The sequence below is a fragment of the Candidatus Nitrosoglobus terrae genome, from assembly GCF_002356115.1.
Classification (GTDB): Bacteria; Pseudomonadota; Gammaproteobacteria; order Nitrosococcales; family Nitrosococcaceae; genus Nitrosoglobus; species Nitrosoglobus terrae.
In genome coordinates, this window is sequence record NZ_AP014836.1 from 818,533 (window position 1) to 837,483 (window position 18,951).

At 43.8% G+C, this 18,951-nt stretch carries 18 protein-coding genes; 13 read left to right on the plus strand and 5 right to left on the minus strand.

Features of this window, described 5'->3' with window-relative positions; genetic code table 11:
- Nucleotides 1–61 precede the first annotated feature (61 nt).
- The gene (locus TAO_RS03955; protein ID WP_096526722.1) at nucleotides 62–1,954 is read right to left on the minus strand and encodes an ATP-binding cassette domain-containing protein; all 1,893 of its coding nucleotides are present in this window, start codon (nucleotides 1,952–1,954) and stop codon (nucleotides 62–64) included.
- A gap of 33 nt (nucleotides 1,955–1,987) precedes the next feature.
- Between TAO_RS03955 and msrB the strand changes: the two genes are divergently transcribed.
- The 3 genes from msrB (at nucleotide 1,988) to TAO_RS03970 (ending at nucleotide 4,644) form a co-directional block, all read left to right on the plus strand.
- Nucleotides 1,988–2,389: a peptide-methionine (R)-S-oxide reductase MsrB gene (gene msrB, locus TAO_RS03960; RefSeq protein ID WP_096526723.1), complete on the plus strand. Its 402-nt coding sequence runs from the start codon at nucleotides 1,988–1,990 to the stop codon at nucleotides 2,387–2,389.
- Nucleotide 2,390: 1 nt separating this feature from the next.
- A complete protein-coding gene (locus TAO_RS03965; RefSeq protein ID WP_231910571.1) occupies nucleotides 2,391–3,428 on the plus strand; it encodes an FAD:protein FMN transferase in 1,038 nt (345 codons plus the stop codon).
- A gap of 319 nt (nucleotides 3,429–3,747) precedes the next feature.
- Nucleotides 3,748–4,644: a hypothetical protein gene (locus TAO_RS03970; protein WP_197702514.1), complete on the plus strand. Its 897-nt coding sequence runs from the start codon at nucleotides 3,748–3,750 to the stop codon at nucleotides 4,642–4,644.
- Between the two features lie 366 nt (nucleotides 4,645–5,010).
- On the opposite strand, the gene TAO_RS03975 is transcribed toward TAO_RS03970, so the two are convergent.
- The 3 genes from TAO_RS03975 to TAO_RS03985 all read right to left on the minus strand — a co-directional run bounded on the left by TAO_RS03975 (nucleotide 5,011) and on the right by TAO_RS03985 (nucleotide 7,398).
- Nucleotides 5,011–5,499, minus strand: a complete 489-nt coding sequence (locus TAO_RS03975) for a DUF411 domain-containing protein (protein ID WP_096526724.1) — start codon at nucleotides 5,497–5,499, stop codon at nucleotides 5,011–5,013.
- 133 nt (nucleotides 5,500–5,632) lie between these two features.
- Entirely contained in the window at nucleotides 5,633–6,598 is a 966-nt protein-coding gene (locus TAO_RS03980) for a sigma-54 interaction domain-containing protein (RefSeq protein WP_096526725.1), read from the minus strand.
- Between the two features lie 80 nt (nucleotides 6,599–6,678).
- A complete protein-coding gene (locus tag TAO_RS03985) occupies nucleotides 6,679–7,398 on the minus strand; it encodes a sulfite exporter TauE/SafE family protein (RefSeq protein ID WP_096526726.1) in 720 nt (239 codons plus the stop codon).
- 315 nt (nucleotides 7,399–7,713) lie between these two features.
- On the opposite strand from TAO_RS03985, the gene TAO_RS03990 reads away from it, so the two are divergent.
- The 10 genes from TAO_RS03990 (at nucleotide 7,714) to TAO_RS04035 (ending at nucleotide 16,339) form a co-directional block, all read left to right on the plus strand.
- Nucleotides 7,714–8,538 (plus strand): urease accessory protein UreD, encoded by an 825-nt coding sequence (locus TAO_RS03990; RefSeq protein ID WP_096526727.1) that lies wholly within the window; start codon nucleotides 7,714–7,716, stop codon nucleotides 8,536–8,538.
- A 17-nt stretch (nucleotides 8,539–8,555) separates the two neighbouring features.
- Nucleotides 8,556–8,858 carry an urease subunit gamma gene (ureA, locus tag TAO_RS03995; RefSeq protein WP_096526728.1) on the plus strand — a complete coding sequence of 101 codons (303 nt, stop codon included), beginning with the start codon at nucleotides 8,556–8,558 and terminating at the stop codon, nucleotides 8,856–8,858.
- Nucleotides 8,859–8,893: 35 nt separating this feature from the next.
- Nucleotides 8,894–9,199, plus strand: a complete 306-nt coding sequence (locus TAO_RS04000) for an urease subunit beta (protein ID WP_096526729.1) — start codon at nucleotides 8,894–8,896, stop codon at nucleotides 9,197–9,199.
- Nucleotides 9,196–10,896 (plus strand): urease subunit alpha, encoded by a 1,701-nt coding sequence (gene ureC / locus TAO_RS04005; protein ID WP_096526730.1) that lies wholly within the window; start codon nucleotides 9,196–9,198, stop codon nucleotides 10,894–10,896. The genes TAO_RS04000 and ureC overlap by 4 nt, the downstream gene beginning before the upstream one ends.
- Before the next feature lie 16 nt (nucleotides 10,897–10,912).
- Nucleotides 10,913–11,410, plus strand: coding sequence for an urease accessory protein UreE (ureE, locus tag TAO_RS04010; protein ID WP_096527746.1), 498 nt, complete (start codon nucleotides 10,913–10,915; stop codon nucleotides 11,408–11,410).
- A complete protein-coding gene (locus tag TAO_RS04015; protein WP_096526731.1) occupies nucleotides 11,407–12,081 on the plus strand; it encodes an urease accessory protein UreF in 675 nt (224 codons plus the stop codon). Before ureE ends, TAO_RS04015 begins: the two co-directional genes overlap by 4 nt.
- A 16-nt stretch (nucleotides 12,082–12,097) precedes the next feature.
- Nucleotides 12,098–12,715 (plus strand): urease accessory protein UreG, encoded by a 618-nt coding sequence (gene ureG / locus TAO_RS04020; RefSeq protein ID WP_096527747.1) that lies wholly within the window; start codon nucleotides 12,098–12,100, stop codon nucleotides 12,713–12,715.
- A gap of 8 nt (nucleotides 12,716–12,723) precedes the next feature.
- Nucleotides 12,724–13,311, plus strand: a complete 588-nt coding sequence (locus TAO_RS04025) for a HupE/UreJ family protein (protein WP_231910572.1) — start codon at nucleotides 12,724–12,726, stop codon at nucleotides 13,309–13,311.
- A gap of 41 nt (nucleotides 13,312–13,352) precedes the next feature.
- Nucleotides 13,353–14,570: a hypothetical protein gene (locus TAO_RS04030; protein ID WP_096526733.1), complete on the plus strand. Its 1,218-nt coding sequence runs from the start codon at nucleotides 13,353–13,355 to the stop codon at nucleotides 14,568–14,570.
- A gap of 92 nt (nucleotides 14,571–14,662) precedes the next feature.
- A complete protein-coding gene (locus TAO_RS04035; protein WP_096526734.1) occupies nucleotides 14,663–16,339 on the plus strand; it encodes a SulP family inorganic anion transporter in 1,677 nt (558 codons plus the stop codon).
- 119 nt (nucleotides 16,340–16,458) lie between these two features.
- Here the strand turns inward: TAO_RS04035 and TAO_RS04040 are convergent, their stop codons facing one another.
- Nucleotides 16,459–18,951 carry an ABC transporter permease gene (locus TAO_RS04040; protein ID WP_096526735.1) on the minus strand — a complete coding sequence of 831 codons (2,493 nt, stop codon included), beginning with the start codon at nucleotides 18,949–18,951 and terminating at the stop codon, nucleotides 16,459–16,461.

The following is an 18,951-nucleotide window of genomic DNA, read 5'->3' on the forward strand; positions in this document are numbered from 1 at the left end:
TGTAATCCCGTTCTTACTCAGAATATGGAGGTATTTTTGCATCTTTCAAGGGCATAGAAAATTAATCTCCTTGCGTAGCGACTTCAAGGGCTTCGCTGGCAATTAGCCAATGTTCTTCTGTTTCCCGGAGATTTTGCTCTAGGTGCGCCTGTTTCATCAGTAAGGTTTTAAGGTATTCTTTTTGCGTAGGATCTTGGTATAAATCGGGATTGATCAAGGTTTGATTAAGATTTAATTTCTCAGCTGCTAATTTTTCTAGCGTTGTTTCAATTTCTTTAAGTTTTTTTTGTAGAGGCTGTAGCGTTTGGCGCCGTTCTGCTTCTTGTCGTCGGCGATCTTTACGAGTGTTAGTAGAAACATTCTCACTATAGCCTTCTTCAGTACTGCGGCGCTTACTGAGCCACTGCTGATAATCATCCAAATCACCATTAAAAAGTAAAGCAGTGCTTTCAGCAACGAGCCATAAAATATCAACTGTACTGCGTAGGAGGTGGCGATCATGAGAAACCATTACCATAGCGCCTTCGAAGTCCTGAAGAGCCGTAGTGAGCGCATAGCGCATTTCTAAATCAAGATGGTTAGTGGGTTCATCTAATAGTAGTAAATTAGGGCGCTGATATATCAATAGAGCTAGCGCTAAACGAGCCTTCTCTCCTCCAGAGAATAGCTCTGTTGGTGTTAGAGCTTGATCTCCTTGAAAGTTAAAGCCACCAAGAAAATTCCTAAGATCTTTTTCTGCAGCTTTGGGAGCAAGTCGCTGTAGATGTTGAAGCGGACTCTCATGGAAGTAAAGCTGTTCTATTTGATGTTGAGCAAAATAACCGATACGTAAATCCGGCGCTCGATCTAGCGTGCCTGATCGGGCTGAAAGCACTCCGGCAAGCAGCTTAACTAGCGTTGATTTCCCCGATCCATTAGGCCCAAGTAGGCCAATACGATCTCTAGGGGCTAAATTAAGATTAATCTGGGTTAATATATTTTGTTGCCCATAGCCAATAGCGACTTGATTCAGGCGTAGGAGGGAGATAGGCAGTTTATCCGGTTGGAGTAGGGAAAAACGAAAGGGAGAATCAATATGGATCGGCGCCACTCGTTCCATCTGCTCTAGTGCTTTTAGCCGACTCTGAGCTTGGCGTGCCTTGGTTGCCTTGGCGCGAAAACGATCTATAAATCGTTGAATATGGGCAATTTCCAGTTGCTGCTTTTGGTAACTTGCCTGTTGTTGGGCGTGCTGCTCGCTTCGCTGTCTTTCAAAATCGGCATAATTCCCCCGGTAATACCCTATGTTTCCGTTTTCAATCTGGGCAATATAATGTACTGTTCGATCTAGTAACTCTCGATCATGGGAGATGAGCAATAAGGTACCTGGATAATGATTCAGCCAATCTTCTAACCATAGGACAGCCTCTAAATCTAGATGGTTAGTCGGTTCATCTAGCAGTAATAAATCAGAGCGGCACATGAGAGCTTGAGCAAGATTAAGACGCATTCGCCAGCCACCGGAGAAAGTATTTACCGGCTGTGTTTCTTGGGCAGTGGTGAAGCCTAAACCATGCATAAGCTTAGCAGCGCGAGTGGGGGCAGCGTAGCCGCCAATGGCTGCAATGCGCCCATGAAGATTACCTTGACGGGTGCCATCGTTCTGTTGTTCAGCGCTTAACAGCTCAGACTGGAGGAAACGAAGTTCCGTATCTCCATCAAGCACATATTCAAGCGCTGGGATATCTACAGCGGGAGTTTCTTGAGAGACATGCGCCAGTACCCAGTGGGTAGGCCGCTTTATTTCTCCCTGATCCGATTGCAGTTGCCCAAGAATGAGTTTAAATAAGCTAGATTTGCCACAGCCATTGGCACCGATGAGGCCAACTCGTTGGCCTGGATGAATAGCAAGGCTAAAATGCTCAAATAATAATCGGCTACCTTGCCTTAGGGAGATGTTTTGGAAACTTAACATAGAATCTTAATTTAGGAAGGAGAAATTGAGTTGATGAAAAATAAGATTTATAAATCCAAAGAAGAATGGAAAGCTCAACTAACCTCAGCCCAATATCATGTTACCCGAGAGGGAGGGACTGAGCCTGCTTTTAGTGGTCAATATTACCATTATCAGGAAAAGGGAATATATCATTGTATTTGCTGTCATCAGCCGTTATTTAGTTCGGCGCAAAAATATGAATCTGGAACCGGTTGGCCAAGTTTTTGGAGTCCAATTAATGAACAAGCAGTGGACACGGGCCCAGATAATAGCCATGCTATGCATCGGATTGAGGTTTTATGCCCCCGCTGTGATGCTCATTTAGGTCATGTCTTTAATGATGGCCCTGAACCTACGGGGCAGCGTTATTGTATTAATACGTGCGCGTTAAGTTTTGAAAAAAGCTCCAAATAAATTGAAGTTAATTTTAATTTTAAGCCTCTTATCTTCTTTAGGAGGATTAACCAGTTGCTCGGATCCTGCTGAAAATCGTTTAACATGGTTGACGGGAACGACGATGGGTACCGGTTATTCAATTAAGATCGTGGGTCTTCCCGCTGGAATCGATTCTAAAGCCCTAGAGCATAGTATTATTAAATTGTTGGTAAATATTAACAGTGTGATGTCCACCTATCAGCAAGATTCTGAGCTTTCTCGTTTTAATCGTAATCATAGCACTCAATGGGTGGCTGTATCATCCGCGCTGGCCACAGTGGTCACAGAAGCCCAAAAAATTAGCCAGCTTAGTCAGGGGGCTTTTGATGTCACCGTAGGATCTTTAGTCAATCTATGGGGTTTTGGGCCAGTTCACCTTACGAGTGAAATACCTTCATTGCATCAGATAGAGCAAGCAAAAGAGCAGGTTAACTTTAACCTGCTAAAGATACGAAGTTTGCCACCTGCTTTAAAAAAAGAACGAGGGGATCTTTATGTAGATCTCTCCGCTATTGCAAAGGGTTATGGGGTCGATCAGGTAGCAACGCTACTGGAATCCCAGGGGATTAATAATTATTTGGTGGATATTGGGGGAGAGGAGCGACTTAAAGGATATGGTCCTAAAGGAACTGCATGGAGAGTTGCTATTGAGCAACCGCTAGCGGGAGAGCGTAAGGTGGCCCATATCCTTGATCTGACAGTGGGCGCTGTGGCAACTTCAGGAGATTATCGTAATTATTTTGATCAGAATGGTAAACGTTATTCCCATATTATTAATCCGAGTACAGGTTGGCCAATCACTCATAATCTTGCCTCAGTGACAGTATTCAGTGCTACGGCGATGGAGGCAGATGGTTTAGCCACTGCGATTTTGGTACTGGGTCCAGAACAGGGGTTTCAACTGGCTGAACGAGAGCAGATAGCGGCCTTATTGCTGATAAAAACGCCAGCAGGATTTAGGGAGGAAGTAACGACTCACTTTATGAGCAATTTTTTACTGGGAAAGTCTGCAGAATAGTAATTAACCAGAAGCTAGCCTGTTTTGATAGGCTTGAGATCTATTGCCTCCCATAAAGCCTTATTATCATTTAAGGATGTTACTCTTTTCCTTTTAAAAACAGGTTATTTAATCAAGCCCCCGTGAGCTAGTTTCAACAACGTTCGTTAATTATAAACGGCAAGCTAAATGTGTCGCTATTATCCGTGGTGACATGGCCAGTTATTATAAATAAATACTTATGTTTTTTCCTTTACAAAAAAAAAATAATAAATATATTTAATAATGAAGTACTTCATATGGCCATAAATGAGAATGAGTTTTTAATGAGGTAAAAAGTGTGAGCAAGCTACATTTTTATAGAAAAATTAACAAACACATTACTTGGTTTGCAGATGGAGAGGGTACTATAAGTGAATCTAGTGAATTTACAGTGGTTATTACTGATGGGAGTGTCATAAAGGGCATTGTCTATCAAATCATCCAAGGTCAATCACATTCCGGAGACTTGTATCACTGCCTAGCGGGCGCGAATAGGGGCGAAACGGCGAGATTCAAAAAGGTAGCAGATCTTAGCAGCATATATACAAATGAAGAATATCTTGGTGCGGCGAGCGCCCTAAATGCGGCCTTAAAGGCAACAGAAAAGAGAGTTAACATCGAAATCGCCCCTGAGGATTTTAAGACTCTTAAAGCTGGTAATTATAAGTTATGTTTCGCCAAGAAAATTGGTAACTTTGAGTACAACGTGGTATGGCAATCTTATGACAAATATTTCGAAATTAATGATTTTTCGTGGACCCCTCAGTTTCAAATCTTTGGGAGCAATATATTTCAGGAGGGTGTGAAAGTAAAAACTAGCACGAGATTAGTTAACATCGGCCTAGGGGAAACGATTACGCTCAGTAGTGCAGGTCAGTTTGGAGATCCAACAACAAAAGGTCGAGAGACTAGCATCACGATGATCAACGATTATGGCCTCATACATCCAGGTTTGAGTCAATTGTCCACTGGAGTTGAGGGTGAAGAAATAAGTACAGCAATTTACGTTGCACCGTCACAAGCTGTGCTTGGCATAACTGAACTAACGCCGGTTGAGAAGGTATTGGTCTGGTTTGAGCAAAACATCGAGACCAGTACAATGTTCAGTAACGCTAGATCGAGGGAAGTGGAGGTTGATCTCACATTCGTAGATTCTGTAACACGAATCTACAAAAATGGGCTTTGGCTTAAGTAAGTCACTTACGTTAATCACCGTAGATTAAGGGTATAAGCAATCGGTTCTGAAATTTTTTCAGAACCGATTTGCTCGAACGCTATCAATAAATAATAGATTATGTATTGGAAGCCCAACGCAAGGAGAACAAGAAGTTGCCGAAGAGTTACGCTGTACACTTGAACTAAGCTCAAGTACTCCTCGGAGGGCCAATAGGTATAGGGCGGAAACCCTTGGAGTTCAGTACAAAACAGTGCAAAAGCCGAAATGGATAGGATAATAACCGTAAAGTAGGGCGATCCCTTAATCTAGTAAAAATAAAAGAGTAATATAAAATCCCTAATACACATCCAGCACTATTATCTCTATCTCTCGTATTGGATCAGATTAATAATTTCGATACTCACTAAAAGTTTTAATGTTACCTTCCTTATCAAACTGAAGAACGTGGAAAGGATCTTTTTTGCCACCCATCTCCATTCCCGGAGTTCCTTTTGGCATTGCTGGAACAGTTAAGCCTACTACCTTAGGCTGCTTAATGAGTAGTTGTTTGATATCATCTGCGGGAACATGGCCTTCAATAGCATAACCGTTGATAATGGCAGTGTGGCAAGAGGCCAGTTTAGGAGGAATCCCATACTGTTGTTTAATAGATTGGACATTATTTGTGGGGATATCTTCAATAGTAAAATGATGCTTCTCTAGATGCTTAATCCATTGCTTACAGCAACCACAGCTAGGGTCATGATATACAGTGATGTTAGAAGGGCCAAAATAGGAGATTTGAACTTTATCCCATACACTTTCTCTGGCTTGGGAAGAAGCAGCAAATAAAGCCAGCAGAAAACCTAGGCTAAACTGAAGTATTAATCTCATTATTTACTCCAAAAGATAAGCTGATAAAACCTAATTTTATCATTTTTAGTCTTTAAAGAAGACAAGATTATAAGGATAGGTACCTTAACTTTAGTGGGTGAATAATAAAACATGGAATTTATACTTTGGCTATTTATGCTTGGATGGCATATTTTTGTAGCCGATAACATAAAGTATCTCGGCTAATACCTAGTAGCTTCGCGGCTCTAGAACGATTTCCCTTAGCTCTCGTAATAGCTTGGTGAATGAGTTCTATTTCTACCTGTTCTAATTCAAGGCCGGCTTCTGGCAAATGAATCAGCGGTTTTGCTTCTGTTGCTGTAGGTGAACCAAGCTCGCCACGAACATCAAATGGCAAGTTTTGAGACTCAATGGTTTTTCCAGGCAGTAGTACTACCATGCGCTCGCAAAAATTACGAATCTCCCGAACATTACCCAGCCAATGGTAGCTATTTAGGATTTGTAACGCAGTTCCGCTAAACTGCGGGGGGGTAAGCCCATGTTGCTGTGAAAAATAGGCGCAAAAATGTTTCAAAAATAAATTTATATCTTCTTTTCGCTCTCGTAATGGCGGGATTTTTAAGGGTACTACATGAAGGCGATAATAAAGATCCTGTCGAAAACGATTTTCTTGTATACGCTGATTTAGATCGCAATTAGTAGCAGCAATAATACGTACATCACAGCGATGAGTAGTGGTATCACCAACAGCTTGGCATTCTCCAGATTCTAAAAAACGAAGCAATTTAGCTTGAATAGCTGGAGAGAGCTCATTGATTTCATCTAGGAGTACAGTACCGCTCTCAGCGGCTCGAAATCGTCCTAAATGATCATGAGTGGCTCCAGAGAAAGCACCTCGTCGGTGGCCAAAAAGCTCTGATTCAGCTAAGCCTTCAGGGAGAGCAGCGCAATTAATAGCCATAAATGGCTTATTCACTCGGCGGCCTTCAGTATGAATAGCCTTGGCCATTAACTCCTTGCCAGTACCTGTTTCCCCGATAATCAATGTGGTAACCTCTGTTGCTGCTACCATCCGGGCGCTACGTAGGAGGGACTCAAAACTTGGGGCTTTACCAATAAGGGCATCAAACCTATTCATCTTATCACCTGAATACCAGCTTAACTATTGGCTATCTTTAAAGTATATATTAACTTATTTTTATGGCTATTATGAGTCTCTTAAGAGGAAAAAATAGCAAATAAGTTAATGAGCGCTATAGTTATGATTAATAAACCAGCGATATGGCGTAAGCCCTTTAATTTGGCTAAATGAGTCATCCAAATAGTAAAAATGCCTGCGCTCATCACTGCGGGTAAGGTACCGATACCAAAGACAAGCATGGTTAAAGCACTTCGAGTTCCACTACCCGTGGTAGCTGCAACGGCAACGGCATTATAAACTAAGCCGCAGGGCAACCAACCCCAAATAGTACCAAATATAAATGCGTGCTTTAAGGTACGAACGGGTATTAATTGTCGCCCTAGTGGCTCTAGCTTGCGCCACAAAGGTACACCTAACCGATCTACTCTGGCAAAGCGAGGAAACCAATTGGCAATATACAGTCCTGTTCCCAGCATAATAAAGGATGAAATAGCCTGTAATACGCTATGTCCTGAAATTCCAATTAACACTACTACAGGATGGCTAATGGTGCCTAGGAGTTTTACTAGCACTCCCATGATTAATCCCATAGTGATATAGCTTACAATGCGGCCAATGTTATAAGCAAAAATAAAAGGTACTAGCCGTTTTTTATGGTTTCGTACTTCCCGTGGCAGACTTAGGGTTAGTGTGCCGATGATGGCACCACACATAGCAACACAGTGTAAAGCGCTTAATAAACCGAGCAGAAATGCAAAGGTGAAAGAGGTCGTAAAAAGAGGATCAAAATGAGTCACAGATAGAAGGATAAATGAAGAGGTTAGCTACTGATTAGTCAAGCACTAATTTTGATTGAATTGATACGTTATCTATGATAAAAACCACTCATTTTTAAAACGCAGCAATCCATACCGAATAAAAGATCCTAGTATCTTTCGCACAATTTCTCCTTTATGGTGAGGCTGTAAGCTTTGTGAGATACCCTGCTGCTATAGAGTGAATGATCTAAGAGTTACAATATACCTTAAGGAGAGTGGTAATTAAATGTACAGAGTAGGGTACTGCCTTTTGGCAGAAGAAGTCACAGCTTCCTATCCTTATAATAATAAATAATGTCCATTGAGCATTCTTTTGCATGGAATGCTCACCTTGAGCTTGATTATCAATGGATAAAAGGACGTACTGTACCGGTCTTGCGGCGCCATAAAGGTCCGTTGCGAGTACAAAAGCATCTCTACCCGGAAGGGGCAGAAATTTGCCAGCATATTCTTTTGCATCCCCCTGGTGGGGTTGCAGGGGGTGATATGTTAAATATCAAGATAAACGCTGGACCCCATACCATGGTGCAGTTAGTTAATCCAGGGGCAGGAAAATGGTATCGTTCTGATTTACCATCCTATCAAAATATTAAGCTGCGCGTAGAGTCTGGCGCTACTTTAGAGTGGCTCCCTCAAGAATCTATTTTTTTTTCAGGCTGTCAGGCTAACTTAGATACCACTGTTGAATTAGCTGCTAATGCCAAGTTTATTACTTGGGATATTATTGCCCTTGGGCGGCCTGCCAGTAGTGAACTTTTTAATAGCGGGTCTGTGCGTCAACGATTTCGCTTATGGTGTAATGGCCGCCTCCTTTGGAGTGAGCGGATGCAATTGTTTGGAGGTGGACAGCTGCTTAAATCACCCATAGGTCTAGCTGGATATCCTGTAGCCGGTACGCTCATTGCGAGCGGAAAGATAAGTGATCATTTGTTAGCGGTTTGTCGTAATCTTCCTGTTGAAGGACGGGGCGGCATTACGCAGCTACCTGGGCTTATTATTGTTCGGTTTATCGGTTTAGAGGCAGAAGCTGCACGCCACTGGTTTACTGCCTTGTGGCGACAGTTACGCCCCGCTTTAGTAGGGCGTTCAGTTCATTTTCCCCGTATCTGGAGTACTTAAGAAATTAAGGAGAGTCTATGGAGCTTACGCCTAGAGAGAAAGATAAGCTACTCATTTTTACTGCAGGCCTTGTTGCCGAGCGACGGCGCGCCCGAGGCTTGAAGCTCAATTACCCAGAAACAGTGGCTTACATCTCTGCTGCTCTATTAGAAAAAGCCAGAGAGGGTGCCAGTGTTGCTGAGCTTATGCACTACGGTACAACCCTGCTAACGCGAGATGAGGTCATGGAAGGAGTACCAGAAATGATTCCTGATATTCAAGTAGAGGCGCTTTTTCCAGATGGCACTAAACTCATTACCGTTCATCAGCCTATTGTTTAGAGCGGTAACTGATAAATAACTAAGGAGCTATATAAATGATACCTGGAGAAATGCAATTAAGAGATGAGGAAATTGAGCTTAATGCAGGCCGCAATACACTTACCATTAAAGTGGCGAATACGGGCGATCGACCTATTCAGGTAGGCTCTCATTACCACTTTTATGAAGCCAATAACCATTTAGCTTTTGATCGAGCGCAAGCTCGAGGGATGCGCCTAAATATCCCAGCGGGAAATGCAGTGCGTTTTGAGCCTGGGCAGAGTCGTACTGTGGAACTAGTAGCACTCGCTGGCCGTCGCCATGTTTATGGTTTTAGCGGCCAAATTATGGGGGCACTATGAAAATTTCCCGTCAAAATTATGTTGATCTCTATGGTCCAACGGTAGGGGATCGGGTGCGTTTAGCGGATACTGACCTATGGATTGAAGTAGAACGTGATTTTACTACCTATGGAGAGGAAGTTAAATTTGGTGGAGGTAAGGTCATTCGCGATGGGATGGGTCAGAGTCAGCTGCTCGCTGCTGAAGTGATGGATACCGTAATCGTTAACGCCTTAATTCTTGATCACTGGGGAATTGTCAAGGCGGATGTAGGTATTAAGAATGGTAGAATTGCGGCTATTGGCAAGTCGGGTAATCCTGACATTCAGCCCAATGTGGATATCTTTATTGGGGCAGCCACTGAAGTGATTGCTGGGGCGGGTATGATTCTCACCGCTGGAGGAATTGATACTCATGTTCATCTTATTTCCCCGCAGCAGATAAATGAAGCACTGAACTCGGGTATCACTACTATGATTGGCGGGGGTACGGGTCCTGCTGCGGGTACCTGCGCGACTACCTGTACCCCTGGCCCTTGGCACCTCGGGCGTATGCTGCAGGCCGTGGATGTTTTTCCGATGAATTTCGGTTTAACGGGTAAAGGTAATGTGAGCTTACCTCTGCCCATTGAGGAGCAAATACGGGCTGGGGCATTGGGTCTTAAGCTTCATGAAGACTGGGGGGCAACACCGGCGGCTATTGATAATTGTCTAAGCGTAGCCGAACGGTTTGATGTCCAAGTAGCTATTCATACAGATACCCTCAATGAGTCAGGATTTTTTGAGGATACCCTAGCTGCTTTTAAGAATCGTACTATTCATACATATCACACGGAAGGTGCTGGAGGAGGGCATGCCCCAGATATCATTAAAGCCTGTAGCCAGCAAAATGTACTTCCTAGCTCTACCAACCCCACTGTTCCTTTTACCGTAAATACTATTGATGAGCACCTCGACATGCTTATGGTGTGCCATCATCTAGATCCAGCTATTGCTGAAGATGTGGCTTTTGCAGAAAGCCGGATTCGGCGTGAGACGATTGCCGCTGAAGGCATTCTCCATGATCTGGGGGCTTTGAGTATGTATTCCTCTGATTCCCAAGCCATGGGGCGAGTGGGAGAGGTGATTATCCGTACTTGGCAGAATGCGGCAGTCATGAAGCACGAGCGTGGCTATTTACCGGAAGATAGCCCAAGGAATGATAATTTTCGGGCTAAACGCTATATTGCTAAATATACCATTAACCCAGCCATTACCCATGGGATTGCCCATGAAGTGGGTTCAGTAGAGAAAGGAAAATGGGCCGATCTGGTATTGTGGAGGCGCGCTTTCTTTGGGGTTAAACCTAGTCTCATACTCAAAGGGGGCGTAGTTGTTTCTAGCCCTATGGGGGATCCTAATGCAGCTATTCCCACTCCGCAGCCAGTGCACTATCGTCCTATGTTTGGTAGTTTCGGAGGTAGCTGTGCTGCAAGTTGCTTGACTTTTGTTTCCAAAGCAGCACTGGATGAAGGTATTGGAGAGCAGCTAGGTTTAAAAAAACACTTGGTAGCGGTTGCTAATACCCGTAGCTTACGTAAACGCGATATGGTGCATAATGGCGCTACGCCGCATATTGAAGTAGATCCACAAAACTATCAGGTACGCGCTGATGGGGAATTGCTATGGTATGAGCCGGCAAAGATTTTGCCTATGACCCAGCGCTATTTCCTATTTTAGGAGGTAGAACATGTCTATATTACTGTTTGATCAACGTTTATCACCCAAGACTCCGGCAGCGCTGGAAATGGCGTTTACTTTTGAGCAGCGAGAGCGTAGCCGATTGCGATTTGTTTTGCTAGATGGGCGTGAGGCTGCTTTTCACATTGAGCGAGGTACCCCTTTAGTTGAAGGAGATCGTTTAGTTACAGCCGAGGGACTAGTGTTGGCTATACGGGCTAAGCCCGAATCATTAATGGAGGTACGTACTGAAGATCCACTTATTCTTGCCCAGGCCGCCTATCATTTAGGTAATCGCCATGTACGCTTGCAAATTGGGAAGCATTGGCTACGGTTGCCTCTCGATGAGGTCTTACGAGATATGCTAGTGCGCCTTGGGGTAGAAGTGTTTGATATTATGGCACCTTATCAGCCAGAGGCAGGCGCTTATGGAGGTGGACATCATCATAGCCATCGTGATGAGGGGGAATTTCATTATGAGTCGCGGCTGCATCATTTTAATCAGGATACATGAATAGAGTCTGGGCTTTGCTACGTCTGGCTAGCCCGCAATTACCTATTGGTACCTATAGCTATTCTCAAGGACTGGAAAGCGCCATTGATCGAGGAGATGTGTGCGATAGTGAGAGCGCTCGCGTTTGGTTAGCTGATCAACTTTCTTTAAATATTGCCTGCTTTGAAGCCCCCTTATTGGTGCGTATGTTAACAGCAGCTGCCCAAGGAGAATGGAAAAATCTGCTGTATTGGGAAGCGGAATATACGGCAGGCCGCGAAACTCGGGAATTTTATGCAGAAAGTCGGCAAATGGGGTTTTCTCTAGCCCAGCTTATCAGTAATTTGCCTGAGCTAGAGGAGTCCATGCGGGGGCAATTTTTAAGCATAGATACCCCTAGCCTATTTTTAGCTTGGGCTGTTGCTGCCCATACTTGGAAACTCAGTATGCCTGATGCTTTGGCGGCTTGGTTATGGGGTTGGTTAGAGAATCAATTATCTGTGCTAATGAAAGCATTGCCATTGGGTCAACAGGCGGCTCAATGTTTGCTTTCTCAACTATTACCTAATGTAGATAGAGCATTTGAGGCGGCTTTGGTTTGTCCCGATGAACATCTTGCCAATGGCACTTTAGGACTGTCCATTACTTCCATGATTCATGAAACCCAGTATAGTCGTTTATTCCGATCTTAGGAGGTTCTTATAAATGATGAAGCATCAATCACCGCTACGCGTGGGTATAGGAGGTCCGGTAGGCTCAGGTAAGACGGCGTTAACCCTTTCTCTGTGCCGTGCCCTGCGTAATCGCTATAATTTAGCGGTCATTACCAATGATATTTATACTAAGGAAGATGCTCAGTTTTTAGTGCACCATGAAGCGCTTACCCCAGATCGGATTATGGGGGTAGAAACGGGAGGGTGCCCTCACACAGCGATTCGTGAGGATGCTTCGGCTAATTTAGAAGCTGTTGCCCAGCTTAGTCAGCGTTTTCTAGATCTCGATCTGATTTTGGTGGAATCAGGCGGTGATAATCTCGCGGCTACCTTTAGCCCCGAGCTTTCTGATTTAACTCTCTATGTGATTGATGTGGCAGCAGGTGAGAAAATCCCGCGTAAGGGTGGCCCTGGGATTTGTAAATCTGATTTACTGGTCATCAATAAAATTGATCTAGCCCCGATGGTAGGGGCTTCCCTAGAGGTGATGGAGCGTGATGCCAGTAAAATGCGCGGCGATCGGCCTTTTGTATTTAGTAATCTAAAAACGGAGCAAGGACTTGGCCAAATTATTGATTTTATTGAAAACCAAGGCTTATTGAAAGCGAATTAAGGAGGATTATGATGGGTGCAAAAAAACTTCTATATATTACGGCATTACTACTGTTCTCTGGCGTAGCTTTAGCTCATCCAGGCCATTTTGGTCATGAGAGTTTTGGTTTTGTCAGTGGTCTATTACACCCACTCACTGGTTTTGATCACCTTATTGCTATGTTTGCGGTGGGTTTATGGGCGGCTCAACAACAAGGAGCAGCACGTTTAATTGTACCGGCTACTTTTGTTATCGCTATGCTAATGGGCGGTCTATTAAGTGCGTATTTGAATATTCCGCTGCTTTTTATAGAGAATGGGATTGCTGTTTCTGTGCTTGCACTGGGTTTATTAGTGGCGTTAGCGGTACATCTACCATTGAGGATCTCAGTGCTTATGATAGCTTTATTTGCTATTAATCATGGCTATGCCCATGGGATAGAAATTCCCGATCTAGCTAATCCAGCTGGGTTTATTGTTGGCTTTGTATTATCTACTATCGGGCTACATGGCACCGGTTTTGGGCTAGCAAATATTTTACCTGATCGCTTTTTTTCTCTTATCCGCGCCTTAGGGGTTTTCTTTGCTGGGGCTGGCTTATGGATGCTGACCGCTTAGTGTAATTCTCTAGTTATTTTTTATCTCGATGATTAACGAGCTTGAGTTACCAAAAGGAAAAAGGTTATCCATTAGGTATTACCTGCTTTCTTTTAAGTATTTTATGCTTTTCTAGTTTAGCTCAAGCGGCTTTTGAGTATAAGGGTTTACACCATAAATTTGATGATACTCGCTGGATCAGCCTTGGAGGAGGGATACAATCAAGCTTTGAGGAAGTGGAGAACGGCAGTTTAAGAAAAAAAGGCGATCACTGGTCTATCAACCCGAGTAAGGTTAATAATTTTCGTATTTATGTCAATGGCCAGCTGCACCGATATATTAAATTTGAATTTAACACTGAATGTGCTAACTGCGATCAGACAGGAGATACTGAGGTCTTAGATGGTATTCTTAAGTTTGAAGTTAAGGATTATTTTAATGTTTGGCTAGGACGTATGTTAACCCCAGCAGACCGGGGAGAACTCAGCGGTCCTTTTTTTCAGGATATTTTTACCTTTAACCGAACTCCTTTCTACCCCTCTGATTTTTCGGGTGAGAATCGTGAAGCGGGAAGATTTGGCCGTGATGAAGGTATGAACATTTGGGGTCACTTAGGTTCAGAAAAAAGATTTACCTATATAGCTGGTTTATTTCGCGGGCTTCGTGGTCGGGATAATTTAGGGATCAGCCCGCTTTTTGCAAGTCGGGTAAGTTATAATTTTTGGAATGTAGAGCAAAATCCAGGCTATTATTTAAGCAGCACCTATTATGGTACGGCAGGAGATATTTTAACGATGGGTGCTTCTGTTCAATACCAAGAAAATGGAGCAGGAACCACTGAAAATCCAGCCGATTTTTTAGGTATGGATACCGATCTGCTGCTGGAAAAACTCCTGCCTAATAAAGATGTACTAACTTTAAATGGCGAGTATAAATATTTTGCCCCCGGCTTAAATCAAGCGGCTTTGTCCAATTCAAGTTGCTTTTGTATCTTTGAAGGAAACGCCTATATGGCGGCGGCTCTCTATCTTTTTTCTCAAAAAATATTGATTGGTCAATTTCAGCCTTATGTACGTTGGACAGATGATAAGCCGGTGAATAGCTCAAACCGGGATGAGGTTGAAGTAGGCCTTAATTACATTATTCATGGGTACGATGCTAGGATTTCTCTGTTTTATCAGTATGGAGATATTAATAGCAAGGGAAGGGTTTGGACTCCGGGTGTTACCGGAAATAAAGTGAGCGCAGTGGGGATTGGTGTTCAATTTCAGCTGCGTTAGCATGGCATGGTGATCGCATTTAAATTGATGGTATTTGCTCACTAGGGATAGGATATTGGCTGCTATTCAGTTAACGATTCTTATAATTTTTTATGATTGCTCTATTTAAAGCGCATCGCGCAGGTTTGTTCCATCGGCGGCATTGGTTGCCTAATATCATCTCAGGTGTTGTTGTAGGTATCGTAGCTCTACCACTTGCCATGGCTTTCGCAATTGCTTCAGGTGTTAAACCTGAACAGGGTTTATATACAGCTATTATTGCGGGTTTTCTGGTCTCGGCTTTTGGGGGCAGTTCATTGCAGATCGCAGGCCCAACGGGTGCTTTTATCGTTATTCTCTCTGAGATCACGGCTAAATACGGCATTAGTGGCTTGCAAATTGCTACCCTTATGGCAGGCATTATATTGTTACTATTGGGATTCGCTCGCTTAGGTGGGATTATTAAGTTTATTCCTGATCCAGTCATTGTCGGTTTTACTTCTGGAATTGGAGTCGTTATTTGGGTGGGACAATGGCAGGATTTTTTTGGGTTGCCTCAGATGACAATGGGAAAGTATTTCCATCAAAAATTATGGCAATTGTTACAGAACCTACCCCATTTGCACCTAACTACAACAGTACTTGCAGTATTATCGATATTGCTGGTTATTTTTACACCTAAGATCCCAGGTTTGCGGCGAGTACCCGGATTCCTACCCGCCTTAATAGTTGTAACTACGTTGCAAGCAATATTCAATTTTGAGGGAGTAGCCACAATTGGTAGCGTCTTTGGAGGTATCCCACAAGATCTACCCTCATTTCATATACCTGAGATTACAGCAGCACGTCTCATTGAGCTGATCGGGCCGGCTTTCACGATAGCGATGCTAGGAGCTATCGAATCGCTACTTTCGGCCGTAGTTGCTGATGGTATGGCTGGAACGCGCCATGACTCTAATCAAGAACTTATTGGCCAAGGAATTGCTAATATTGCTGCTCCTTTGTTTGGTGGGTTTGCGGCAACAGGTGCAATTGCCCGCACCGCAACGAATATCCGTAACGGAGGGACTAGTCCGTTGGCTGGAATCGTGCACGCGCTAACTTTAATGTTAATTGTACTGTTTCTTGCGCCGTTGGCGGTTCATATTCCGCTTGCAGTCTTAGCTGCCATTTTGTTTATTGTTGCTTGGAATATGAGTGAAGCTAAGCGTTTTATCAAAATAGTGAAGCGTGCCCCACCGGCAGATGTGGTCATCTTATTAATCACCTTTGGATTGACGGTATTTGCTGATTTAATTGTAGCTGTCAATGTTGGAGTCATCCTAGCTACGCTTCATTTTCTACGCCGTATGGCGATGAGTGTTGATGTGCGGGAGGCGACAGAGCAGGAGTTACGTCGAGAATTTGCCCACAATGGTTTAGCAACCGTGTTACCTCTTGGGGTATTGGCCTATACAGTAGATGGCCCTTTTTTCTTTGGTGCGGTTGAGAACTTCGAGCGCGCCCTAGCAAATACGCATACTGAGCCACAGGTGCTGATTATTCGCCTTCGTTGGGTGCCTTTTATCGATATTACTGGACTTCAAAGCTTGGAGGAGGTCGTTGGCGATTTACAAAAACGTCAAGTGCGGGTCATGCTCACAGGTGCAAACAGCCGAGTGGAGGCTAAGCTTGAGAAGGCGGGAATTATTGAGCTTATAGGGCGGCATAATATCTTCAAAGAATTTAGTGAGGCAATTGCCGTATGCCAAAGTTTATCAAATCAAGAAAATAGCCAAAGTAATCCATAGAATGGAGAGTTGGCACGAAATCCTCTTTTCTGCGTTGGCCAAAGCCTTATTTATGGAGATGGAGTCAAGAAATTATCGGGTGTAGTTTCCTCTTAGATTTTTAAATTTAAGGTAAGTGTTTAGATATAAGTATTGCGTAGGGTTTGAGAGGGTGAGATTTGCAGCACTGAACGTGTGCCTAAAACTCCAGCAATACTGACCCCAAGGCTACCCGCTAACAGGCCAAATACTAATAGCCAACCATTAAAATGAAAGTCCATATGCAGTACGTGATGGGTCAGTAGATAGCCAATGGCCATTGCCCCTATTGCCGCTACTGCTCCAGCTATTGCCCCCAAGGAAATAAACTCTGCTACCAAAGCGCGTAAAATAGTGCCTTTGTTGGCGCCCAAAGTGCGAAATACGGCGCTTTCATAGAGTCGCTCATCATTCGTAGATTGAATAGCCGCTAACAGTACGGTTAATCCTGCTGCCACAGTAAAAATGAAGATAAATTCAACGGCTAAAGTGACTCGGTCAATGACGGTTCTGATCTGTTGCATCAACGCCGCAACGTCTAGGATAGTAATGCTGGGAAATGCTTGTACTAAAGTAGTGAGAAGAGGTTTTTTCTCCTCTGGTAAATAAAAGCTAGTCAAGTAAGTGCTAGGCTGATCACCCAGTAGCTGAGGAGATCCAATAACAAAAAAATTGGGATTAAATGAGCTCCATTCAACGGCACGTAGGCTCGTTACTTTTGCGATAATTCTTTTGCTAACCGTTTGAAAGGTAAGAAAATCACCAAGATGGATCCCTAATGTTTGTGCAAGGCCCAATTCTACTGAGAATTGCTCGGTACTTGTTTCTTGGGTAGACCACCAATGGCCGGCGATGATTCGGTTATCAGCTTGGAGATCATGAGACCAGGTTAGGTGAAATTCGTGTTTTACTAAATTCTGTGCTCGGCGATCGCTATAGTGTATAGCCTCTATAGGGGTATGGTTAATGGCAATTAAGCGGCCATTAATATTAGGATAAAGCTGAGAGGTGACTTGGTGATGCTGAGTGAAAAAAGCTTCAACAGCTTTGACTTGGCTAGGTTGAATGTTCACTGCAAAATGATTAGGAGCGTTTTGAGGTAGGCTAGCCTGCCAGCGGGCTAATAGATCGGATCGTACTGTAGTTAATAGCAGCATGACCATGATTCCAAGCCCTAAGGCAATGGTTTGTACGATACTGTTTCCTGCTCGGCGGGCCACACTGGCGAAACCGTAACGCCAAGCTATCCCGACTTGGGATCGTAGTAATTTTAATCCCTTGATAAGTAACCATGAACAGGTAGCCAAAATTAAAGCAGTAAAAACACTACCGCCAAGTACGTATAGGGTTAATGAAGTTTCCCCAGATTGCCAAGGCATCAGAGTAACCGCTGCAATAAGTGCACCTAAATAGATAATATAGGTGCGCTGGTGAGAGATCTCTCTATCATGGCGTAGTACCCGAGCAGGCGGGACTTCTTTAAGCTGTATTAAGGGAGGTAAGGCAAAGCCAAGCAACGCAACCAAGCCCGTTAAGATACCTACGAAGAACGGCCATAGGGACGCAGGCGGGAGGTTTCCAAAAAATTGACTGCCCAGATAAGCAAGGAGGGATTGTGCGAGCCAAGCTACTAAACAGCCCATTAAGCTGGTTATTAATCCCAGCCAAAGCATGATTAACGTATAGGTTTGAAGGATAAATCTTTGGGTTGCGCCTAAACAGCGCATGATTGCACTGTTATCTTGATGTCGTGTGGCATATCTCCGCGCAGCAATGGCAATCGCAATACCGGCCAAAAAAACGCTTGTCAACGCGGCTAAGGTAAGAAACTGGTTAGCCTGCCGGAGTGTCGCCTGTAATTCGGGTCGATTATCCCCCACACTTACCATCTGAGCATTTTCTGGAATATGGTCTTTGGCCCATTCCTTATAGCGTAAAAGTTCTTGATGAGTGCCGGCTAACAAAAGGCGATAATAAATTTGGCTGCCGGGTAGTAATAAACCGGTACGCTCTACATCTTCCAAATTCATCAGTAACCGGGGTGCAATAGTGAATAACTGGTTTCCTCGATCCGGCTCTTGTAGCAATATTTTGCCTACCATTAAGGATAATTGTCCTAGCTCAATTTTACTGCCTACCGCTTGATTAAGGGTTTGGGCGAGCTGAGAATCGATCCACGCTGTTCCAGGTGCTGGAATTTCCCTCGTTGTGGCCGGAGGTACAAGCGGAGTTTCTCCTACCATTAAATCTCCCCGTAGGGGATAATGCCCTTCAACAGCTTTGACTTCTGCAAGTTGTAGTCTATCACCAGCCGGAATCATGCTGCGAAAAGACAGGGTTCGGGCTGTTTCTAGCCCTAGGGTTTGGGCTTTATGCTTAAGATTTTCTGGAATTGGGCTGCGGGATTCTATAACTAAATCAGCCCCTAAGACTGTTCCAGCTTCTATCTCCATAGCTTGGTGTAACCGATTAACAAAAAAATTAACCGTGGTTACGGCGCTAACAGCAATTATAAGAGCGGCTGCAATTAATCTAATTTCGCCAGAGCGCCAATCCCGCTTTAAAGCAGCAAGAGAAAATATGAGTGCCTTCAT

What these genes read in the sequence shown, in the direction of transcription:
- TAO_RS03955 (WP_096526722.1), bottom strand. Translation starts at nt 1,954, where the DNA reads ATGTTAAGTTTCCAAAACATCTCCCTAAGGCAAGGTAGCCGATTATTA.
- msrB (WP_096526723.1), top strand. Translation starts at nt 1,988, where the DNA reads ATGAAAAATAAGATTTATAAATCCAAAGAAGAATGGAAAGCTCAACTA.
- TAO_RS03975 (WP_096526724.1), bottom strand. Translation starts at nt 5,499, where the DNA reads ATGAGATTAATACTTCAGTTTAGCCTAGGTTTTCTGCTGGCTTTATTT.
- TAO_RS03980 (WP_096526725.1), bottom strand. Translation starts at nt 6,598, where the DNA reads ATGAATAGGTTTGATGCCCTTATTGGTAAAGCCCCAAGTTTTGAGTCC.
- TAO_RS03990 (WP_096526727.1), top strand. Translation starts at nt 7,714, where the DNA reads ATGTCCATTGAGCATTCTTTTGCATGGAATGCTCACCTTGAGCTTGAT.
- ureA (WP_096526728.1), top strand. Translation starts at nt 8,556, where the DNA reads ATGGAGCTTACGCCTAGAGAGAAAGATAAGCTACTCATTTTTACTGCA.
- TAO_RS04000 (WP_096526729.1), top strand. Translation starts at nt 8,894, where the DNA reads ATGATACCTGGAGAAATGCAATTAAGAGATGAGGAAATTGAGCTTAAT.
- ureC (WP_096526730.1), top strand. Translation starts at nt 9,196, where the DNA reads ATGAAAATTTCCCGTCAAAATTATGTTGATCTCTATGGTCCAACGGTA.
- TAO_RS04015 (WP_096526731.1), top strand. Translation starts at nt 11,407, where the DNA reads ATGAATAGAGTCTGGGCTTTGCTACGTCTGGCTAGCCCGCAATTACCT.
- ureG (WP_096527747.1), top strand. Translation starts at nt 12,098, where the DNA reads ATGAAGCATCAATCACCGCTACGCGTGGGTATAGGAGGTCCGGTAGGC.
- TAO_RS04025 (WP_231910572.1), top strand. Translation starts at nt 12,724, where the DNA reads ATGATGGGTGCAAAAAAACTTCTATATATTACGGCATTACTACTGTTC.
- TAO_RS04035 (WP_096526734.1), top strand. Translation starts at nt 14,663, where the DNA reads ATGATTGCTCTATTTAAAGCGCATCGCGCAGGTTTGTTCCATCGGCGG.
- TAO_RS04040 (WP_096526735.1), bottom strand. Translation starts at nt 18,951, where the DNA reads ATGAAGGCACTCATATTTTCTCTTGCTGCTTTAAAGCGGGATTGGCGC.